The organism is Streptomyces sp. NPDC041940 (assembly GCF_055589465.1).
The window spans coordinates 257,865-274,013 of the sequence record NZ_JBVJBP010000011.1; the positions used below are offsets into that span (position 1 = coordinate 257,865).

At 71.5% G+C, this 16,149-nt stretch carries 14 protein-coding genes; 9 read left to right on the forward strand and 5 right to left on the reverse strand.

The window, feature by feature from the left end; genetic code table 11:
• Positions 1-50 precede the first annotated feature (50 nt).
• On the reverse strand, positions 51-1,772 hold the full coding sequence (locus ACZ6I3_RS20785) for a hypothetical protein (protein ID WP_469416343.1): 1,722 nt from the start codon (positions 1,770-1,772) through the stop codon (positions 51-53).
• A 180-nt stretch (positions 1,773-1,952) separates the two neighbouring features.
• On the opposite strand from ACZ6I3_RS20785, the gene ACZ6I3_RS20790 reads away from it, so the two are divergent.
• A complete protein-coding gene (locus ACZ6I3_RS20790; RefSeq protein WP_358609388.1) occupies positions 1,953-2,183 on the forward strand; it encodes a hypothetical protein in 231 nt (76 codons plus the stop codon).
• 6 nt (positions 2,184-2,189) lie between these two features.
• Here the strand turns inward: ACZ6I3_RS20790 and ACZ6I3_RS20795 are convergent, their stop codons facing one another.
• Positions 2,190-3,053 (reverse strand): aldo/keto reductase, encoded by an 864-nt coding sequence (locus ACZ6I3_RS20795; RefSeq protein ID WP_469416345.1) that lies wholly within the window; start codon positions 3,051-3,053, stop codon positions 2,190-2,192.
• Between the two features lie 185 nt (positions 3,054-3,238).
• Here ACZ6I3_RS20795 and ACZ6I3_RS20800 point away from each other — a divergent pair, with 185 nt between their 5' ends.
• Together ACZ6I3_RS20800 and ACZ6I3_RS20805 are read left to right on the forward strand one after the other, a co-directional pair.
• Positions 3,239-3,652 carry a VOC family protein gene (locus tag ACZ6I3_RS20800; RefSeq protein WP_469416346.1) on the forward strand — a complete coding sequence of 138 codons (414 nt, stop codon included), beginning with the start codon at positions 3,239-3,241 and terminating at the stop codon, positions 3,650-3,652.
• A gap of 285 nt (positions 3,653-3,937) precedes the next feature.
• On the forward strand, positions 3,938-4,942 hold the full coding sequence (locus tag ACZ6I3_RS20805; RefSeq protein ID WP_469416348.1) for a substrate-binding domain-containing protein: 1,005 nt from the start codon (positions 3,938-3,940) through the stop codon (positions 4,940-4,942).
• A gap of 32 nt (positions 4,943-4,974) precedes the next feature.
• On the opposite strand, the gene ACZ6I3_RS20810 is transcribed toward ACZ6I3_RS20805, so the two are convergent.
• Entirely contained in the window at positions 4,975-5,970 is a 996-nt protein-coding gene (locus ACZ6I3_RS20810; protein WP_469416374.1) for a LacI family DNA-binding transcriptional regulator, read from the reverse strand.
• A 227-nt stretch (positions 5,971-6,197) separates the two neighbouring features.
• Here ACZ6I3_RS20810 and ACZ6I3_RS20815 point away from each other — a divergent pair, with 227 nt between their 5' ends.
• The 4 genes from ACZ6I3_RS20815 to ACZ6I3_RS20830 are packed head-to-tail and all read left to right on the forward strand — an operon-like array spanning position 6,198 to position 10,507.
• Entirely contained in the window at positions 6,198-7,148 is a 951-nt protein-coding gene (locus tag ACZ6I3_RS20815; RefSeq protein WP_469416349.1) for a TIM barrel protein, read from the forward strand.
• Between the two features lie 9 nt (positions 7,149-7,157).
• The gene (locus tag ACZ6I3_RS20820; protein ID WP_469416351.1) at positions 7,158-8,597 is read left to right on the forward strand and encodes a sugar porter family MFS transporter; all 1,440 of its coding nucleotides are present in this window, start codon (positions 7,158-7,160) and stop codon (positions 8,595-8,597) included.
• Between the two features lie 21 nt (positions 8,598-8,618).
• Positions 8,619-9,641 carry a Gfo/Idh/MocA family protein gene (locus ACZ6I3_RS20825; protein WP_469416353.1) on the forward strand — a complete coding sequence of 341 codons (1,023 nt, stop codon included), beginning with the start codon at positions 8,619-8,621 and terminating at the stop codon, positions 9,639-9,641.
• Complete coding sequence (locus ACZ6I3_RS20830; protein WP_469416354.1) at positions 9,638-10,507, forward strand: sugar phosphate isomerase/epimerase family protein; 870 nt, start codon at positions 9,638-9,640, stop codon at positions 10,505-10,507. Before ACZ6I3_RS20825 ends, ACZ6I3_RS20830 begins: the two co-directional genes overlap by 4 nt.
• On the opposite strand, the gene helR is transcribed toward ACZ6I3_RS20830, so the two are convergent.
• Entirely contained in the window at positions 10,467-12,668 is a 2,202-nt protein-coding gene (gene helR, locus ACZ6I3_RS20835) for an RNA polymerase recycling motor ATPase HelR (protein WP_469416355.1), read from the reverse strand. The two genes, ACZ6I3_RS20830 and helR, sit on opposite strands and share 41 nt — an antisense overlap.
• A 204-nt stretch (positions 12,669-12,872) precedes the next feature.
• On the opposite strand from helR, the gene ACZ6I3_RS20840 reads away from it, so the two are divergent.
• On the forward strand, positions 12,873-13,802 hold the full coding sequence (locus ACZ6I3_RS20840) for a Gfo/Idh/MocA family protein (RefSeq protein ID WP_469416357.1): 930 nt from the start codon (positions 12,873-12,875) through the stop codon (positions 13,800-13,802).
• On the opposite strand, the gene ACZ6I3_RS20845 is transcribed toward ACZ6I3_RS20840, so the two are convergent.
• The gene (locus tag ACZ6I3_RS20845; protein ID WP_469416359.1) at positions 13,783-14,670 is read right to left on the reverse strand and encodes a GNAT family N-acetyltransferase; all 888 of its coding nucleotides are present in this window, start codon (positions 14,668-14,670) and stop codon (positions 13,783-13,785) included. The genes ACZ6I3_RS20840 and ACZ6I3_RS20845 overlap by 20 nt on opposite strands.
• Before the next feature lie 267 nt (positions 14,671-14,937).
• Here ACZ6I3_RS20845 and ACZ6I3_RS20850 point away from each other — a divergent pair, with 267 nt between their 5' ends.
• Positions 14,938-16,047 (forward strand): PP2C family protein-serine/threonine phosphatase, encoded by a 1,110-nt coding sequence (locus tag ACZ6I3_RS20850; protein ID WP_469416360.1) that lies wholly within the window; start codon positions 14,938-14,940, stop codon positions 16,045-16,047.
• Positions 16,048-16,149 lie beyond the last annotated feature (102 nt).

Genomic DNA, 16,149 nt, shown 5'->3' on the forward strand with positions numbered 1-16,149 from the left:
AGCACACCGAGGGGCCCGGGAGGATCTCCTCCCGGGCCCCGTTCCGGTGTCTAGCGGGGTGACCGGGCGAACCCGGCGAGGCTGGTGGAGACGATCTCGGGCCCGCCGTCGTTCTGCGCGGGCGCGGCGGTCAGCACGTCGAGGTGCTGGTAGCCGTCGGCGACCACAGGATGCAGCTCGGGCGGCACCCGGCCGGCCAGCAGTCCCTCACCGGCGAGGACGGTGAGCACCGGGTTGGCGGTGAGCCCGCCCGGGTGGACGACGAGCTTCTTGACCTGCGGCGAGGTGGACAGCTGGATGTCCGTGACCAGCTTGGTCGGGAAGTACTGCTCGGTGAAGTCCAGCGGCTGCTCGGCGAGGCTGCGGGCCAGTTGCCGGATGTCGGTGACCTCCTCGCCCGCACCGGTGAACGGGGTGCCGTCGGCCGACCGGTGGCCCGGGTCGTCGGGGTCGCCGACGCGGTCGTAGTTGCGCCAGGTGTAGAGCGGACCCTGCGGGCGGTCCGGGATGGCCTTGTACGCGGTGCCGTAGAGACCGGGCTGCCCCGCACCGCCGTTGGCGACGGGGAAGCTCTTGTCGGCGATGGGCCCGCCGTCGAAGAAGCCGACGCTGGTCTGCAGGAACGCCAGCGGTACGGAGTTGTCGTCCAGCAGCGCCCCGAGCACCGCCCCGTTGGTGAGCCGGAAGTCCTTCACGGACGGCGTACCGCTGAGGAACGCGGCGGTGTCCTTGGCGAACAGGAAGCGGTTGGTGGCCTCGATGTTGAGGTTGGAGGGCAGATAGCGGGGCAGGTCGGCCTCACCCTCCAGGTCTTCGAGGGCGCCGAGGCCCGCGATGCCGAGCAGGGTCATGGTCTCGGGGTTGAGCAGCACCGGCGCGGACAGCGTGCGTGACAGCAGCCCGCTGTCCAGTCCGGCCTGGACCACGCCGTGACCGAGGCCGATGTCGGGCAGGTTGGTGTCGTCGGGCAGGCCCCCGCTGAGGTCTGCGAGCGAGGTGGAGACGGTGGTGTCGAGGGCGAAGTAGCCGGCGCACTGGTTGTACCCGGCGTCGGCCGTGGTGGCCCGGTTTCCGTCGAAGTCGGCGGCGGCGAAGTAGCCGGTGACGACACCGCCCAGCGAGTGCCCGCCGCACAGCACCTTCCGCTTGCGCTGCGCCTGGTCGGGCAACTCGGCGGTGAGCAGGTCGTACTGGTCCCGGACGGTCTGCTCGATCCCGAGCTTCGCCATCCAGCCCAGCTGTCCGTTGCCCGCGTAGCCGCCGAAGGTCCGGCCGTCGACCTGCTTGCCGCGGTAGTAGTAGTCGACGGCGCTGTGCTGGTCGCCGGAGGCGATGCCGGTGCGGTCCTCCAGGCAGTTGGAGCGCCGGTCCAGCGCCCAGAACTCGATGTGCGCGCCCTGCTCGGCGGCCCTGGTGACGGTGTTGCGGGCGACGCTGTCGAACGCCCCGGCGCCTTCCAGGATGCCGGGCTGGGCGATGAGGATCCGGTCCGCGCCGGCCGACGCGGCGGGCCCGTCGGCCGAGCGGTAGCGCAGATACGACAGCCAGTCACACGCCGCCGGACGAGGCCCGGCCGACTCCGGCAGCGGTACCTTCACCCGTACGACGGACTCGGTCACCCCGGTGACGGGGGAGGTCGACGCGACGGGCGTCTCGGTCCGCGTCCCGTCGGCCCGGGCGCCCGGGGCGGCTGCCGTGAGTGTCCCGGCGGTCAGCAGTACCGCGAGCGCGGCACCGCGCCACTTCCCTCTGTGCGTAAGGTTCATGTCCATGCCACGGACGCTAGGGCGGTGGCACGACCGCTCTCAGGGAGTGCTGATGAGAACTCAGCTTCCGGACGGCGGCTTGTCACCGGCGTACAGCGCGCCCGGGCGCCGGCGCGAGAGGGGCCCCGTACCGCGTCTGGACGCCACCGAGCTGCGGACCGGCCGTTTCGGGAGCATGGTGGGGCTATGGACGGTCAACCCCCTGTGGTCGTGCAGCCGCCCGCGACGGACGGCGGACGACTGGTGACCATCCACGGCGAGCGCATGGGCGTCGCCTACAGCCTCTTCGACGTACTGGACCTGCTGCACCGCGAGGGCCTGCCCACGGCCGACACGGCCGTCGACGACACCGAGCTGATCGAGTGGCAGGGCGGCGGCCCGTACGACTGGAACAACGGGGCGTCCGACGAGGCGTGAGCCCGCTCAGGCCTGCCCCGGACCCTTGTCCGACCCGGTCTCGGCCAACCCGTCGAGGCGGGCGCGCTGGGTGGGCGTCAGGTCGAGGTCCGCGGCGGCGAGGTTCTCCTCCAGGTGCTCGATCCGGGCCGTGCCGGGGATCGGCAGGACGACCGGTGCGCGGTCGAGGAGCCAGGCGAGCGCGACCTGCGTGGGCGTCGCCCCGAGCTCGGCCGCCACGGCGGCGATCTCCGCCTCGGCCCCCGCCTTCCCCCACGCCACGGGCCGCCACGGCAGGAAGGCGATACCGGCCGCCGCACACGCCGCGAGAACGGGCTCGTGCTCGCGGTCGAGCAGGTTGTAGCGGTTCTGCACGCTCACGATGTCGACGATCTCCCGGGCCTCGGCCAGCTCGTCCACGGAGACCTCCGACAGCCCGATGCGTCCGACCAGGCCCTCGGCCTGAAGGTCCCGCAGCGTGCCGAGCTGGTCGGCGAGCGGCGTGTCGGGGTCGATGCGGTGCAGCTGGAGCAGTTCGATCCGCTCGACCCGCAGCCGGCTCAGGGCCTGCTCGACCTGGGCACGCAGGATCTCGGGCCGTCCGTCGAACTTCCACTCGCCTCCCGGGCCGGTGCGCGCGACACCGACCTTGGTGGTGATCAGCAGCCCCTCCGGGTAGGGGTGCAACGCCTCGGCGAGCAGCTCCTCATTGGCTCCCTCGCCGTACAGGTGGGCCGTGTCGATCAGGGTGACGCCAAGCTCCACGGCCCGCCGGGCGACCGCGAGGGCGTTCTCCCGGCCGGGCCCGGGCTCGGCCGGCAGATGCATGGCGCCGAAACCGAGCCGGCGTACGTCCAGGTCCCCGCCGACGCGGAAGGTGGTCGATGTCATGAGCTGTCTCCGTCCCCCTGAGCTCAAGGGCCCACGCTAACAAGTCGGTTGGCGTCCACTCCGGCCTCCCGGCTCCCGCCTGGCACCCCGCTCCCCCGCCCCCGCGCGACGCGCTCGGCGAGCCATTGTCAGTGCCCGGCGCTACGCTGCGCGCAAATGACCCTTTTGCCCTACGGGAGGTTCACATGGTCACGCGCCTCAATCCGTACCTCACCTTCAACGGCGAAGCCCGGCAGGCGATGGAGTTCTACAAGGAGGTCTTCGGCGGCAACCTCACCCTCAACAGCTACGGCGATTTCGGCCAGGCGGACGCCCCGAACGCCGACAAGATCATGCACGGCATGCTGGAGACCACCAGCGGCTTCACGCTGATGGGCGCCGACAACCCGCCGGGCATGGAGTCCGCGCCGGGCACCCCCTTCTCCGTGAGCCTGAGCGGTGACGACGACGCCGAGCTGCGCGGCTACTGGGAGAAGCTCTCCGACGGCGGCTCGGTGTCGGTGCCGCTCGAGAAGCAGATGTGGGGCGACGAGTTCGGCATGTGCACGGACCGCTTCGGCACCCCCTGGATGGTCAACATCGGCGGACCCGGGAACTGAGCGGAGCCCGCCGGGACGGTTCAGGACCGTATGCCGCCAGAGCCGCCCGTCCGCGCCGTTCCACTGCCGGCGCGCACGGGCGGCTCTGCTGCGCCTGGGGCGAGCTTCACAGGCCCGCCTCGCGGGTTTTGTTGGTACGTCCTGACAAAGCTGTTGACATCCCCAGAAGGCGCCCGCATAGTACCTGCCACTAGAGCGCGCTAGTAACGCGCTCCAGGCAGCCATCGGTACGCAGCCCCCGGACCGCGCGGCTCCCCTCTCCCCGCACAGTGAGGTGCACCCGACATGCGCAGACACCACAGACCCGCAGCCCTGACCGCCGCCGCCCTCGTGGGCACGCTGCTCGCCGCCGGCTGCTCCAGCGGCTCCGGCGGGAAGCAGTCCGAGACCGGGGGCACCGACGCCGCGGCCGGCAAGGCCACCACCCCGCGGATGACCGTCGCCATGGTCACCCACGCGGCGCCCGGCGACACCTTCTGGGACCTGATTCGCAAGGGCGCGCAGGCCGCTGCCGCGAAGGACAACACCAAGCTCGTCTACTCCAGCGACCCCGTCGCGGGCAACCAGGCCAACCTGGTGCAGAACGCCATCGACCAGAAGGTCGACGGCATCGCGCTCACCGCGGCCAAGCCGGACGCCATGAAGGGCGCGGTGGCCAAGGCCAAGGCGGCCGGCATCCCCGTCGTCGGCTTCAACTCCGGCCTGGACGACTGGAAGGAACTCGGCATGCTCGAGTACTTCGGCCAGGACGAGAACATCGCCGGCCAGGCCTTCGGCGAGCGCCTCAACCAGCTGGGCGCCAAGCACGCCGTCTGCGTGATCCAGGAGCAGGGCCAGGTCGCTCTGGAGGCACGCTGCGCCGGCCTGAAGAAGGGCTTCAAGGGCACCACGGAGAACCTGTACGTCAACGGCGCCGACATGCCCTCCGTGAAGTCGACCCTGACCGCCAAGCTCCAGAAGGACTCCACCATCGACCAGGTGGTCACGCTCGGCGCCCCGATCGCCCTGACCGCCGTGCAGTCGGTGGGGGACTCGGGCAGCAAGGCCAAGGTCGCCACCTTCGACCTCAACAAGGACCTCGTCTCCTCCATCCAGGGCGGCGACATCGAGTTCGCCGTCGACCAGCAGCCCTACCTCCAGGGCTACCTCGCCGTCGACGCACTGTGGCTGTACCGGACGAACGGCAACTTCAGCGGCGGCGGCACGGCTCCCGTACTCACCGGGCCGGCCTTCATTACGAAGGACAACGCAGACACCGTCGCGGAGTTCGCGAAGAAGGGGACGCGCTAGAGCGGGCCTGGGCGGCCCCGGCGACGTACCACCTACTCCGCCGGGGCCGGCCCGCTGGTCCCCCGTACCACCAGCTTCGGGTCCAGCACCGCTTCACGCGGCTGCAGTTCCCCGTTCTCCAGCCGCTCGACGGCGAAGCGGACGGCGTGCTCGGCCATCAGGACCGCGTCCTGACGGACCGTGGTCAGGCCGATCGGCATCAGGTGGGAGAGATGGCTGTCGTCATAGCCGACGACGGACAGGTCGCGCGGGACCTCGATGCCCGCCCGGGTGAGGGACATCAGCAGACCCGTCGCACAGCGGTCGTTGCCGGCGAGCACCGCCGTCGGCAACAGCCGTCCGCTGTCGCGCTCGGCCAGGAGCAGACCGCCCGTCTCGACACCGGACTCCTCCGTGTGACGGCCGGGAATGACCCGGACCTCGGCCTCCAGCCCGTGGCGGCGCATCGCGGCACGGTAGGCACGCCGCCGCTCGGCCGAACCGGGACCGCGTCCGCCGTCGATGTGCACGATCCGGCGGTGCCCCAGCTCCACGAGATGGTCCATGGCCTGCCGGACACCCTTGCCCTCGGCGGAGTGGACGAAGTCGACATGGGCCTGGGGCACGCGGCGGCTGACCGAGACCGTGACCGTGCGCTGCCCGAGCTCGCCGAGGTAGCCGGGCTGGGCGTCCGGGCCGAGCAGGATCACCGCCTCGCAGCGGTGGCTGAGCAGCGCCTCGACCGCCTTCTCCTCGCTGCGCCCGTGGGTGGAGCCGGAGAGCAGGACGTCGTACCCGAGCCGCTCGGCCTCGGGATAGATGCCGGTGATGAGATCCGTGTGGAAGGTCTGGTGCACGGCGAACATCACGCCGAGCGTGCGACTGCGGCCACGGGCCAGCAACCGGGCCGCGCTGTCGGGCCGGTAGCCGATCTCGTCGGCCACGCGCAGGACCCGCTCCCGCGTCTCCCGGCCGGCTCCCGCCTGATTGCGGAAGATGATCGAGACGAGCGCGCGGGAGACCCCCGCCTTCTCGGCGACGTCCGCCATCGTGGGCCGCTGCCTGCCCGATGCATCCACCTGTGAACCCACCCTCCGACGGCGCCCACCTTACGGGGTGTCCCGCACGGGGCTCGGGCCATGGGGCCCCGCAATCATCCGGCAACAACCTATTGACATGACATTTGGACAGGGGTCATCGTACTCGACTAGAGCGCGCTAGTAGCGCGCGTCACATCGCTCAGGCACCCTCCCCCTCTCCCTCAAGGACACTGACCATGGCAACGGCGCCCGTCCCTCTCCGTACCACCGTCGGCAACCTGTGCCTCGGCTCCGCCCCCGACTCCTGGGGGGTGTGGTTCCCCGAGGACGAGCACCAGGTGCCGTACACCCGCTTCCTCGACGAGCTGGTCCGGGCGGGCTACGAGTGGCTGGAGCTCGGCCCGTACGGCTATCTGCCCACCGATCCGCAGCGGCTGAGGGCCGAACTGGACGCCCGGGGCCTGAAGGTCTCCGGCGGTACCGCGTTCGGAGCGCTGCACCGGCCCGAGGCGTGGGACGAGATGCTCGCCCATGTCCGGCAGGTCGCCGCGCTCACCGCTGCCGCGGGGGCGCGTCATCTCGTCTTCATCCCGCCCATGTACCGGGACGAGAAGACGGGCGCGTTCACCGAGTCGCCCGAACTGACCGCCGGGCAGTGGGCCGGGTTCGGCCGGGCCGCCGACCGGCTGGGCAGGCTGCTGCTGGAGGAGTACGACGTACGACTGGTCCTCCATCCGCACGCCGACAGTCACGTCCAGACGCAGCCGGAGATCGAGCGGCTGCTCAACGAGTCCGACAGCCGTTACACGAACCTGTGCCTGGACACGGGGCATGTGGCGTACGGCGGTGGGGACAACCTCGATCTGATCCGCCGGTTCGGCGAGCGGGTCGGCTATGTGCACATCAAGCAGATGGATCCGGAGATCCTGGCTCAGGTGGCGGCCGAGGACCTGTCCTTCGGTGAGGCCGTGCGGCGCGGAGTGTGCGTGTCGCCGCCGGCCGGGGTGCCCGACCCGGCCGATGTGGTGGGTGAACTGGCCGGGCTCGACGCCGAGTTGTTCGTGATCGTCGAGCAGGACCTGTACCCCTGCGCTCCCGAGGTGCCGCTGCCCATCGCGGTCAGCACCCGCGAGCACCTGGCCGACTGCGGTCTTTCGGGTACCCGCCGCCCCGCCATCGACAGGTAAGGAGCGGCCATGGACGTCAAGGACGGCACGACACCGGCATCCGACCCGGCCCCGGCCACCGGAGTCACGGACGAGACCCCGCCGGCGGTCTCCCGGCGGCTGCGGATGATCACCATCATCGCCACGTTCGGTGGTCTGCTCTTCGGCTACGACACGGGCGTCATCAACGGCGCCCTGCCCTATATGACCGAGGACCTCGGTCTGACCCCGGTCACCGAGGGCATGGTCACCAGCTCGCTGCTGCTGGGTGCCGCGCTGGGCGCCGTGACCGGCGGCCGGTTGTCGGACGCGCGCGGAAGGCGGCGCAACATCCTGCTGCTGGCCGTGCTCTTCTTCGTCGGCGCGCTCGGCTGCACGCTCGCCCCGACGACCGAGGTGATGATCGTGGCACGCTTCGTGCTCGGTCTCGCGGTCGGCGGCGCGTCGGTGACCGTACCGGTGTATCTGGCGGAGGTGTCGCCCGCCGAGCGGCGCGGCGCTCTCGTCACCCGGAACGAGCTGATGATCGTCTCCGGTCAGCTGCTGGCCTTCACGTCCAACGCGATCATCGCGCGGCTGGGCGGCGAGTCCGGCGGTGTGTGGCGCTGGATGCTGGTCATCGCCACGCTGCCGGCGGTGGTGCTCTGGTTCGGCATGCTGGTGATGCCGGAGAGCCCGCGCTGGCTGGCCTCCCAGAGCCGCTTCGGCGAGGCCCTCGAAGTCCTCAGGCAGGTGCGGTCGACGGCCCGGGCCGAGGCCGAGCTGAAGGAGGTCTCCGCGCTGGCCGTCAAGGACGAGCGGGAGAAGCTCGGCGGCTGGCAGGACATCAAGAGCACGCCGTGGGTGCGGAAGCTGATGTTCGTCGGGTTCGGCATCGCGATCGTGCAGCAGATCACCGGCGTCAACACGATCATGTACTACGGCACGCAGATCCTCACCGACGCCGGTTTCACCGCCGACAGCGCGCTGACGGCGAACATCGCCAACGGTGTGATCTCGGTGCTGGCCACCTTCGTCGGCATCTGGCTGCTCGGACGGGTCAACCGCCGGCCGATGCTGATGACCGGCCAGCTCGGCACGACCGCGGCCCTGTTGCTGATCGGCGTGTTCTCCCTGGTGCTGCCGTCCGGTGATCCGCGGGCGTTCGCGGTGCTCGCGATGACGGTCACCTTCCTCGCCTTCCAGCAGGGCGCGATCTCGCCGGTGACCTGGCTGATGCTGTCGGAGATCTTCCCGATGCGGATGCGCGGCTTCGGCATGGGCGTCGCGGCCGTGGTGCTGTGGCTGACCAACTTCGTGATCGGGCTCGTCTTCCCGTCCCTGGTCTCCGGGATCGGGATCTCCAGCACCTTCTTCCTGTTCGTGGTGGCGGGCCTGCTGTCCCTCACCTTCGTGAAGCTGTACGTCCCCGAGACCAAGGGCCGCACCCTCGAGTCGCTCGAGGCCGAGCTCCGGACGCGCTTTTCCTGATCATCTTTCGAGGAGTTCTCCATGACCGTACGTGTAGGCGTCATCGGCGCCGGAATGATCGGCCAGGACCACATCCGGCGGCTCACCGAGGTCGTCACCGGGGCGAGGGTCGCGGCGGTGGCCGATGTCGACACCGAGCGTGCCGCCGAGGTGGCGGCCCGGATCGGCGCCACCGTGCTGCCCACCGGCGCGGAGCTGGTCGCCTCCCCCGACGTGGACGCCGTCCTCGTCACCTCCTGGGGGCCGACCCACGCCGAGCACGTCCTGAACGCGATCGCGGCCGGCAAGCCGGTGTTCTGCGAGAAACCCCTCGCGACGACCGCCGAGGACTGTCTGCGGATCGTCGAGGCCGAACGGGCGCACGGCCGCCGGCTGGTGCAGGTCGGGTTCATGCGCCGCTTCGACGCCGGGTACCGCCAGATGAAGGAGGTCCTGTCGACCGGTTCACTCGGTGCCCCGCTGATCGTGCACTGCGCCCACCGCAACCCGACCGTCCCGGAGTCGTACCACTCCGCGATGGCCGCGCAGGACACGGCCGTCCACGAGATCGACGTGCTGCGCTGGCTGCTCGACGACGAGATCGTCTCCGCCCAGGTGGTCACCCCGCGCGCCACCAGCAAGCGGTTCGGGCACCTCAAGGACCCGCAGATCATGATCTTCGAGACCTCCGAGGGCGTCCGTATCGACCTGGAGGTCTTCGTCAACTGCCAGTACGGCTACGACATCCAGTGCGAGGTCGTGGGCGAGGACGGCCTGGTCCGGCTGCCCGACCCGGCGGCCGTCGGGATCCGCACCGCCGCCCGGCACGGCACGGGTGTGCTGCAGGACTGGAAGGACCGGTTCGCGGAGGCCTTCGACACCGAGTTCCGCGAGTGGGTCGCCACCGTGGCGGCCGGTACCGAGCCCACCGGGCCGTCCGCCTGGGACGGCTACGCCGCCACCGTCATCTCCGACGCCGCCGTCCGCTCCCAGGAGAGCGGCGGCGGAGAGATCGTCACCGTCGACATCAAGCCCCGCCCCACGTTCTACGGAGGCACCGCGTGAAGATCGCCCTCGACCCGTACATGCTCCGTGCCCTGCCGATCGACGAGATGGTGCGCACGGTCGCCGAACTCGGTTACGAGTACATCGAGTTGTCGCCGCGCGACGAGTTCATGCCGTTCTTCCTGCACCCGCGTGCGGACGACGCGCGGGTGGCGGAACTGAAGAACGCGCTGCGCACGCACGGTGTCCAGCTGTCCTCGGTGCTCCCGCTGTACAAGTGGTCCTCGCCGGACGAGACCGAGCGGCAGGCCGCCGTCCGCAACTGGAAGCGGATGATCGAGATCACCGCCGACCTGGGCTGCCCGCTGATGAACTCGGAGTTCAACGGCCGCCCCGAGCGCGCCGCCGAGAGCGAGGCGGCCTTCTGGCGCTCGCTGGAGGAACTGCTGCCGGTGTTCGAGCGCGAAGGCATCGCTCTGAACCTGGAAGCCCACCCGGACGACTTCTGCGAGGAGAACACCCCGGCCGTCGATCTCGTCCGAGCGATCAACAAGCCGTGGGTGAACTACCTGTACTGCGCCCCGCACACCTTCCATCTGTCGGGCTCCTCCCCGACGGCGGACATCGCGGCGATGATGCGCTACGCGGGGGACAAGCTCCAGCACGTGCACATCGCGGACTCCTTCAACCACAAGGGGGGCGGCGGACTGCGCTACATCCTCAACCCGCCGGGCACACCGGCCCGGATCCATCAGCACCTCGACATCGGTCAGGGCGAGGTCGACTGGGACACCTTCTTCGGCACCCTGCGCGAGCTGGGCTTCGACGGTGTCGCCACGGCCTGTGTCTTCGCCTGGGAGGAGCGGGCCCGGGAGTCGTCGGCGTTCATGCTGAACCGCATCCGGAAGGAGCTGGCGGGGTCGTGAGGACGACGAGCTGCCGGGTGGCCCTGGTCATCGCGACATAGCGGTCGACCGCTCCTTCGACGCCCGTGCCGAAGTCCTCCGGGTCGACGAGGACGACCAGGTCGAACTCCAGCCCCTTCGACAGTTCGGGGGTCAGCGAACGGACGCGGGACGAGGTGGGCCGGAACGCGGGATCGCCGATGACACAGGCGATCCCGTCGGCATGGGCGGCCAGCCAGGTGTCGAGGACCGAGCTCAGCTCCGCGGTGGCTCCGTGGACGACGGGGACGCCGCCGCTGCGGATGGAGGTCGGCACGTTGGCGTCCGGGAGCACGGTGCGGATGACCGGTTCGGCCTCCGTCATGATCTCCTCCGGCGTGCGGTAGTTGATGCTCAGCGAGGCGAGGTCGAGCCGGTCGAACCCGACCCGCTCCAGCCGTTCCCGCCACGACTCCGTGAAGCCGTGCCGGGCCTGGGCGCGGTCCCCGACGATGGTGAAGCTCCGGGACGGGCAGCGCAGGAGCAGCATCTGCCATTCCGCGTCGGTCAGTTCCTGGGCCTCGTCCACGACGATGTGGGCGAAGGGGCCGGTGAGCACGTCCGGTTCGATGGTGGTCAGTTCGGCCTCGTTGACCAGGCTGACCTGGGCGTCCTCGCCGCGCAGCATGGACACCAGGCCTTCGCCCTCGTCACCGTCGGCGCCCGAGTTGGCCGTGGCCTCGATCAGGTTGTCGACGACCCGCGCCATCTGCTCGCGCTGGCCGGCGAGGACGGCCTTGTTCCGGCGCTTGCGCCGGGCCGCCTCCGGGTCGCCGAGCCGCTGCCGTGCGGCGTCCAGGATCGGCAGGTCGGACACGGTCCAGGCCTGGGCCTCCGCGCGCTGCAGTGCCCGGACCTCGTCCCTGCTGAGCCAGGGCGCGCACATCCGCAGATAGGCAGGCACCGACCACAGGTCCGACACGAGGTCGGTCGCTTCGAGCAGTGGCCAGGCGCGGTTGAAGGCCGTGAGCAGTTCCCTGTTCCGCGACAGTGACTTGCGCAGCAGGTCGGCCGGCATGTCGCCGCCGTGCTTGTCCTGGAGGATCGTGAGCAGTTCCTCCCAGACCTGCTCGCGGGCCTCGTTGTGCGGGGTGCCGGGTTCCGCCGCCGCGAAGGCCACGGCCCAGTCGCGGGCGCCGAGGTGGACGTCGGACCAGTGGGTCGTGACCGTCATCGGCTCGGTGGGCGGCTCCTCGTAGAACGCCACGGCCTTCTCGATGGCCCGCACCATGTCCGCGGACGACTTCAGGCGGGCCACGTCCGGGTCGGCCTCGGTCCCGGCCGTGGCTCCCTCGTCGACGAGATCCCGCAGGACGCAGGTCTGCACGCCCTCCTCGCCGAGGCCGGGCAGGACGTCGGAGACGTAGGACAGGTAGGGCCGGTGCGGGCCGACGAAGAGCACGCTGCCCCGGCGGTGCCGCCCGAGGCGCGGGTCGGAGTAGAGGAGGTAGGCGGAGCGGTGCAGGGCGACGACGGTCTTGCCGGTGCCCGGGCCGCCGTCGACGACGAGGGCACCGCGGGAGCCCGCGCGGATGATGGCGTCCTGGTCGGCCTGGATGGTGCCGAGCACGTCCCGCATCCGGGGCGAGCGGTCGGTGCCCAGGCTGGCGATGAAGGCGGACTGGTCGTCGAGCGCGGCGTGCCCGGAGATGCGGTCCGCGGTGAACACCTCGTCCCAGTAGTCGCCGATCCGGCCGCCGGTCCAGCGGTATCTGCGGCGGCTCGCCAGGCCCATGGGGTCGGCGTGGGTGGCGCCGAAGAACGGCTCGGCGGCGGGGGAACGCCAGTCGACCAGGAGCCGGCGCCCCTCGCCGTCCGTGAGACCGAGTCGTCCCACGTACACGGGCTCGGAGTCGTCGGCGCCGACCATGTGCCCGAGGCACAGGTCCAGTCCGAAGCGGCGCAGTGTGCGCAGACGGGTGGTCAGCCGGTGGATCTCCGCGTCCCGGTCCATCGCCTGCCGGCCCATGCCGCCGGGTGCCCTGCGCTCGGCCGCCAGCCGGCCGGACAGTTCGGCGATCGACTGCTCAAGGCACGCGGCGACGGCGGCGAAGTGCCGCTCGTCCCCGGCGATCAGCGCAGGGTCGGACTTGTGGGAGAGCCGGTCGGGAAGATCGAACGCGCTCATGGTCAGGGGGGTCACGTGATGCTCCCGTTTCCGCAGGTCCTGGGCTTAGGCCGGACAGTTTGCGGCATCATGGGGGCCTTGCCGCAAGACCCCCTGTGCGCTATAAGTTGAGAGTGGCAAGGAGACGGCTCCTTGCCTTTCTTGTTGTGCGGCCACCCCGGTCGCACGTCCCTTTCGTGTGGCACTCTCTTCGTTCAGGCACCGTGGAGAGGCGGCGGTATGCGGATAGGACTGCTGGGCACCGGACCGTGGGCGCAGATGGCCCACGCACCCGCACTGAGCCGGCACGAGAAGCTGGACTTCGCCGGGGTGTGGGGGCGCCGCCCCGAGGCCGCGAAGGAGCTGGCCGAGCGGCACGGCGTGCCAGTGTACGACGACGTCGACCAACTGTTCGGCGACGTGGACGCGGTCGCCGTGGCACTGCCTCCCCAGGTGCAGGCCGAACTCGCCGCGCGTGCGGCGCGGGCCGGGTGCCATCTGCTGCTCGACAAGCCTCTCGCGCCGACGGTGGAGCAGGGGCGGGCCGTGGTCGAGGCCGTGGAGGAGGCGGGGGTCGCCTCGGTCGTGTTCTTCACGACCCGCTTCCAGCCCGAGCCGCAGGCGTGGATCGCCGAGCAGGCGGGCGTCCCGGGCTGGTTCACGGGGTGGGCGCAGTGGCTCGGGGCGGTGTTCACCAGCGAGAGCCCCTTCGCGACGCCCTGGCGGCGGGAGAAGGGCGCCCTGTGGGACGTCGGGCCGCACGCCCTGTCCGTGCTGCTGCCGGTCCTCGGTGACGTGCGGCGTGTGACGGCGGCCGCGTACGGTCCCGGGGACACGGTGCATGTCGTCCTCGACCACTCCGGTGGCGCGTCGAGCACGCTCACCCTGAGCCTGACGGCACCCCCCGCCGCGGCCGGCGCCGCGCTGGAGGTGCGGGGAGAGGCCGGGGTCGCGGTTCTGCCGGAGAGCTCCGACGGAGCGGTCCCCGCCCTGATGCGGGCCGCGGACGCCCTGCTCACCGCGGCCCGTACCGGCCGTCCGCACGCGTGCGACGCGGCGTTCGGCCTCCGTGTCACGGAGATCCTCACGGCGGCCGAAGCCCTGCTGAACGGCGGCGCGCGCCAGTCCGCGTCGCCGCCGCACACCTGCTCTACACCGGGTGGAAGTTGAGCCGTTCCTTGACCACCGGGAAGCCGGCCTTGGCGAAGTTCGCGGCCATGGGGAAGTTGCCCTGGTCCGTGGCGGCGGCGACGAACTCCGCGCCCTGTTCGACGAGGAAGCGGGTGCACTCGACCAGGAGGTCGTAGGCGTAGCCGCGGCCTCGCTGGTCCGGCAGGACGCCGATGAAGCCGACGCACGGGCCCGACGGGTTGTGGGCCGGGATGTGGATGCCCGCCGGCTCGCCCTCCGGTGTGTACGCGACCTGCCACCACTCGCGCGGCGAGGGGCACCAGTGGAAGAAGTCGAGTTCCTCCTGGGCCGCCCGGTCGAGTCCGCCCTCCTCGATGGCCTTCAGCGCGTGGGCGTCCAGGGTGACGGAGTGGATACGGCGCAGCGCGTCGAAGAACACCGCGTCGTCCGGTTCGGCCCGGAACACCAGGCGCCCGGGCCGTTCGGGCAGGCCGTGCCCGGGGGTCCATCGGTACAGCAGGCGTTCGACCAGGAGGTCGTAGCCGGCCTTCCGCGCGGCGGTGAAGCGGGTCTCGGCGGCGGTGCGCAGGGCCGGGGTGTCGCGCCAGCCGGGGGGCAGGTTCAGTTCGAGTTCCACCTGCCAGGGCGCGGAGCGCAGGAGTGCGGCGCCTGCTTCCTCCTCGCCCTCCGCGACGTCGAACCAGTTGACGTTGACGGGTTCGGTGTCGTCGGGGCCGCCCCACCAGGCGCCGCGGGCGACGACCTCGCCGTCGCGCAGGGCCACTCGCTTCCAGTCGGGGCGGTGCAGGGTCCGCTGGTGGCCCTCGCGGGCGCCCAGCGGGTCGGGCAGGGTGTCGAAGAGATCGGCGTCGCTCGCGTCGAGCGCGCGGATGACAACGTCAGTCATGGAATTCCTTCGGGAGACATGCTGCGGAGAGCGCTCCCGTCATGCCGGTCGAGACACGCCGGGGACGACGGGCAGGGAGCGCTGGAACGTTGTGAACTGCACGGCACTGCCCTCCTTCCACGGGCCTCGGGGCGTGGCGTGCCAGACGCTACGGGACCGCCGGGCGCGGCGTCCATCGAATTTCCGGCCCGGCTCAGGTGGTCCTGCGGCCTCGCCGTCCACTGAGCCCGGCGTGCGGCGCCCGGGCGGGCGTAGCAGCGTGGTGGTGTGAGCAGTGTGCGTGGCCGGCTGCCGCGCCGGGACCGGGACCGGCGCGGCTGGCTGCGCGGCGCGCCCCCGCCGGGCTGGGCTCGGGTGCTGCCGTCGGCGCTACTGGCGGGCGTGTGCGCGGCGGAGCTGATCAGTCCGGAGCCGCTCGACATCGGCTTCCTGCTGGGCGCCATCCCGCCATTGGCCGTGCTCGCGCACGGACCGTTGGCGACGGCGGTGCTGGGCGCGCTGGTGGTGGTCGTGCTGACCATCCCGGTGTTCAGCCTGAACGACCCCGGCAGCACCGATTTACTGACCGTGTGCTTCGTGGCGGTACTGAGTGTGCTGCTGTCGTTCGTCCGCAGCAGGCGGGACGCCCAGCTGGTCACGGAACGGGCTGTCGCCGAGGCCGCGCAGCAGGCCGTCGTGCCGCCGCTGCGGGAACGGGTCGGGCCGGTGCGGTGCGCGGGGCTGTACCGGGCCGCGCAGAGCGGGACGCTGGTCGGGGGCGACTTCTTCGACGTACGGGCGGGCCCCTACGGCGTACGGGCGGTCATGGGCGATGTCCAGGGACACGGTCTGTCGGCCGTCGCCACGGTCGCGTCGCTGCTGGGGGCGTTCCGGGAGGCGGTGCTGGACCAGGCGGATCCGGAGGCGGTGGCGGCCCGGCTCGACCGGAGGCTGGTGGCGGACTCGGCGGGCGAGCCGCACGCCGAGTTGTTCGCGACGGCGGTGCTGCTCGGCTTCTCCGCCGACGCCCGTGTGGTGCGGATCGTGGCCTGCGGGCAGTCCGGGCCGCTGCTGCTGCGCGACGGGCGTGCCGTCGAGCTGGACATCGAGCCGTGCACACCGCTCGGTCTCGGCCTCGCCGAGGCGACGTCGCCCCGGGTCGTCTCGGTGCGGCTGCGCGCCGGTGACCGGCTCTTCCTCGCGTCCGACGGGGTCACCGAGGCCAGGGACGCCGACGGGGTCTTCTACCCGCTGGCCGAGCGGCTGCCGGGCTTCGCCGAGGAGGAGCCGGCGGCGCTCGCCGAGCGGGTGTGGGACGACCTCGTCCGGCACTGCCCGGACATACGGGACGACGTCACGATGCTCGTGCTCGCGCCCTGGTCGCCGGGCGGGCCCTGACGGCATCCGGCGGGGGGGGGGGGGGGGGGGGGGGGGGGGGGGGGGGGGGGGGGGGGGGGGGGGGGGGGGGGGGGGGGGGGGGGGGGGGGGGGGGGGGGGGGG

Bases quoted from the DNA above. Each gene is read 5' to 3' on its own strand.
- ACZ6I3_RS20785 (WP_469416343.1), bottom strand. From the start codon at position 1,772: ATGGACATGAACCTTACGCACAGAGGGAAGTGGCGCGGTGCCGCGCTC.
- ACZ6I3_RS20790 (WP_358609388.1), top strand. From the start codon at position 1,953: ATGGACGGTCAACCCCCTGTGGTCGTGCAGCCGCCCGCGACGGACGGC.
- ACZ6I3_RS20795 (WP_469416345.1), bottom strand. From the start codon at position 3,053: ATGACATCGACCACCTTCCGCGTCGGCGGGGACCTGGACGTACGCCGG.
- ACZ6I3_RS20800 (WP_469416346.1), top strand. From the start codon at position 3,239: ATGGTCACGCGCCTCAATCCGTACCTCACCTTCAACGGCGAAGCCCGG.
- ACZ6I3_RS20805 (WP_469416348.1), top strand. From the start codon at position 3,938: ATGCGCAGACACCACAGACCCGCAGCCCTGACCGCCGCCGCCCTCGTG.
- ACZ6I3_RS20810 (WP_469416374.1), bottom strand. From the start codon at position 5,970: ATGGCGGACGTCGCCGAGAAGGCGGGGGTCTCCCGCGCGCTCGTCTCG.
- ACZ6I3_RS20815 (WP_469416349.1), top strand. From the start codon at position 6,198: ATGGCAACGGCGCCCGTCCCTCTCCGTACCACCGTCGGCAACCTGTGC.
- ACZ6I3_RS20820 (WP_469416351.1), top strand. From the start codon at position 7,158: ATGGACGTCAAGGACGGCACGACACCGGCATCCGACCCGGCCCCGGCC.
- ACZ6I3_RS20825 (WP_469416353.1), top strand. From the start codon at position 8,619: ATGACCGTACGTGTAGGCGTCATCGGCGCCGGAATGATCGGCCAGGAC.
- ACZ6I3_RS20840 (WP_469416357.1), top strand. From the start codon at position 12,873: ATGCGGATAGGACTGCTGGGCACCGGACCGTGGGCGCAGATGGCCCAC.
- ACZ6I3_RS20845 (WP_469416359.1), bottom strand. From the start codon at position 14,670: ATGACTGACGTTGTCATCCGCGCGCTCGACGCGAGCGACGCCGATCTC.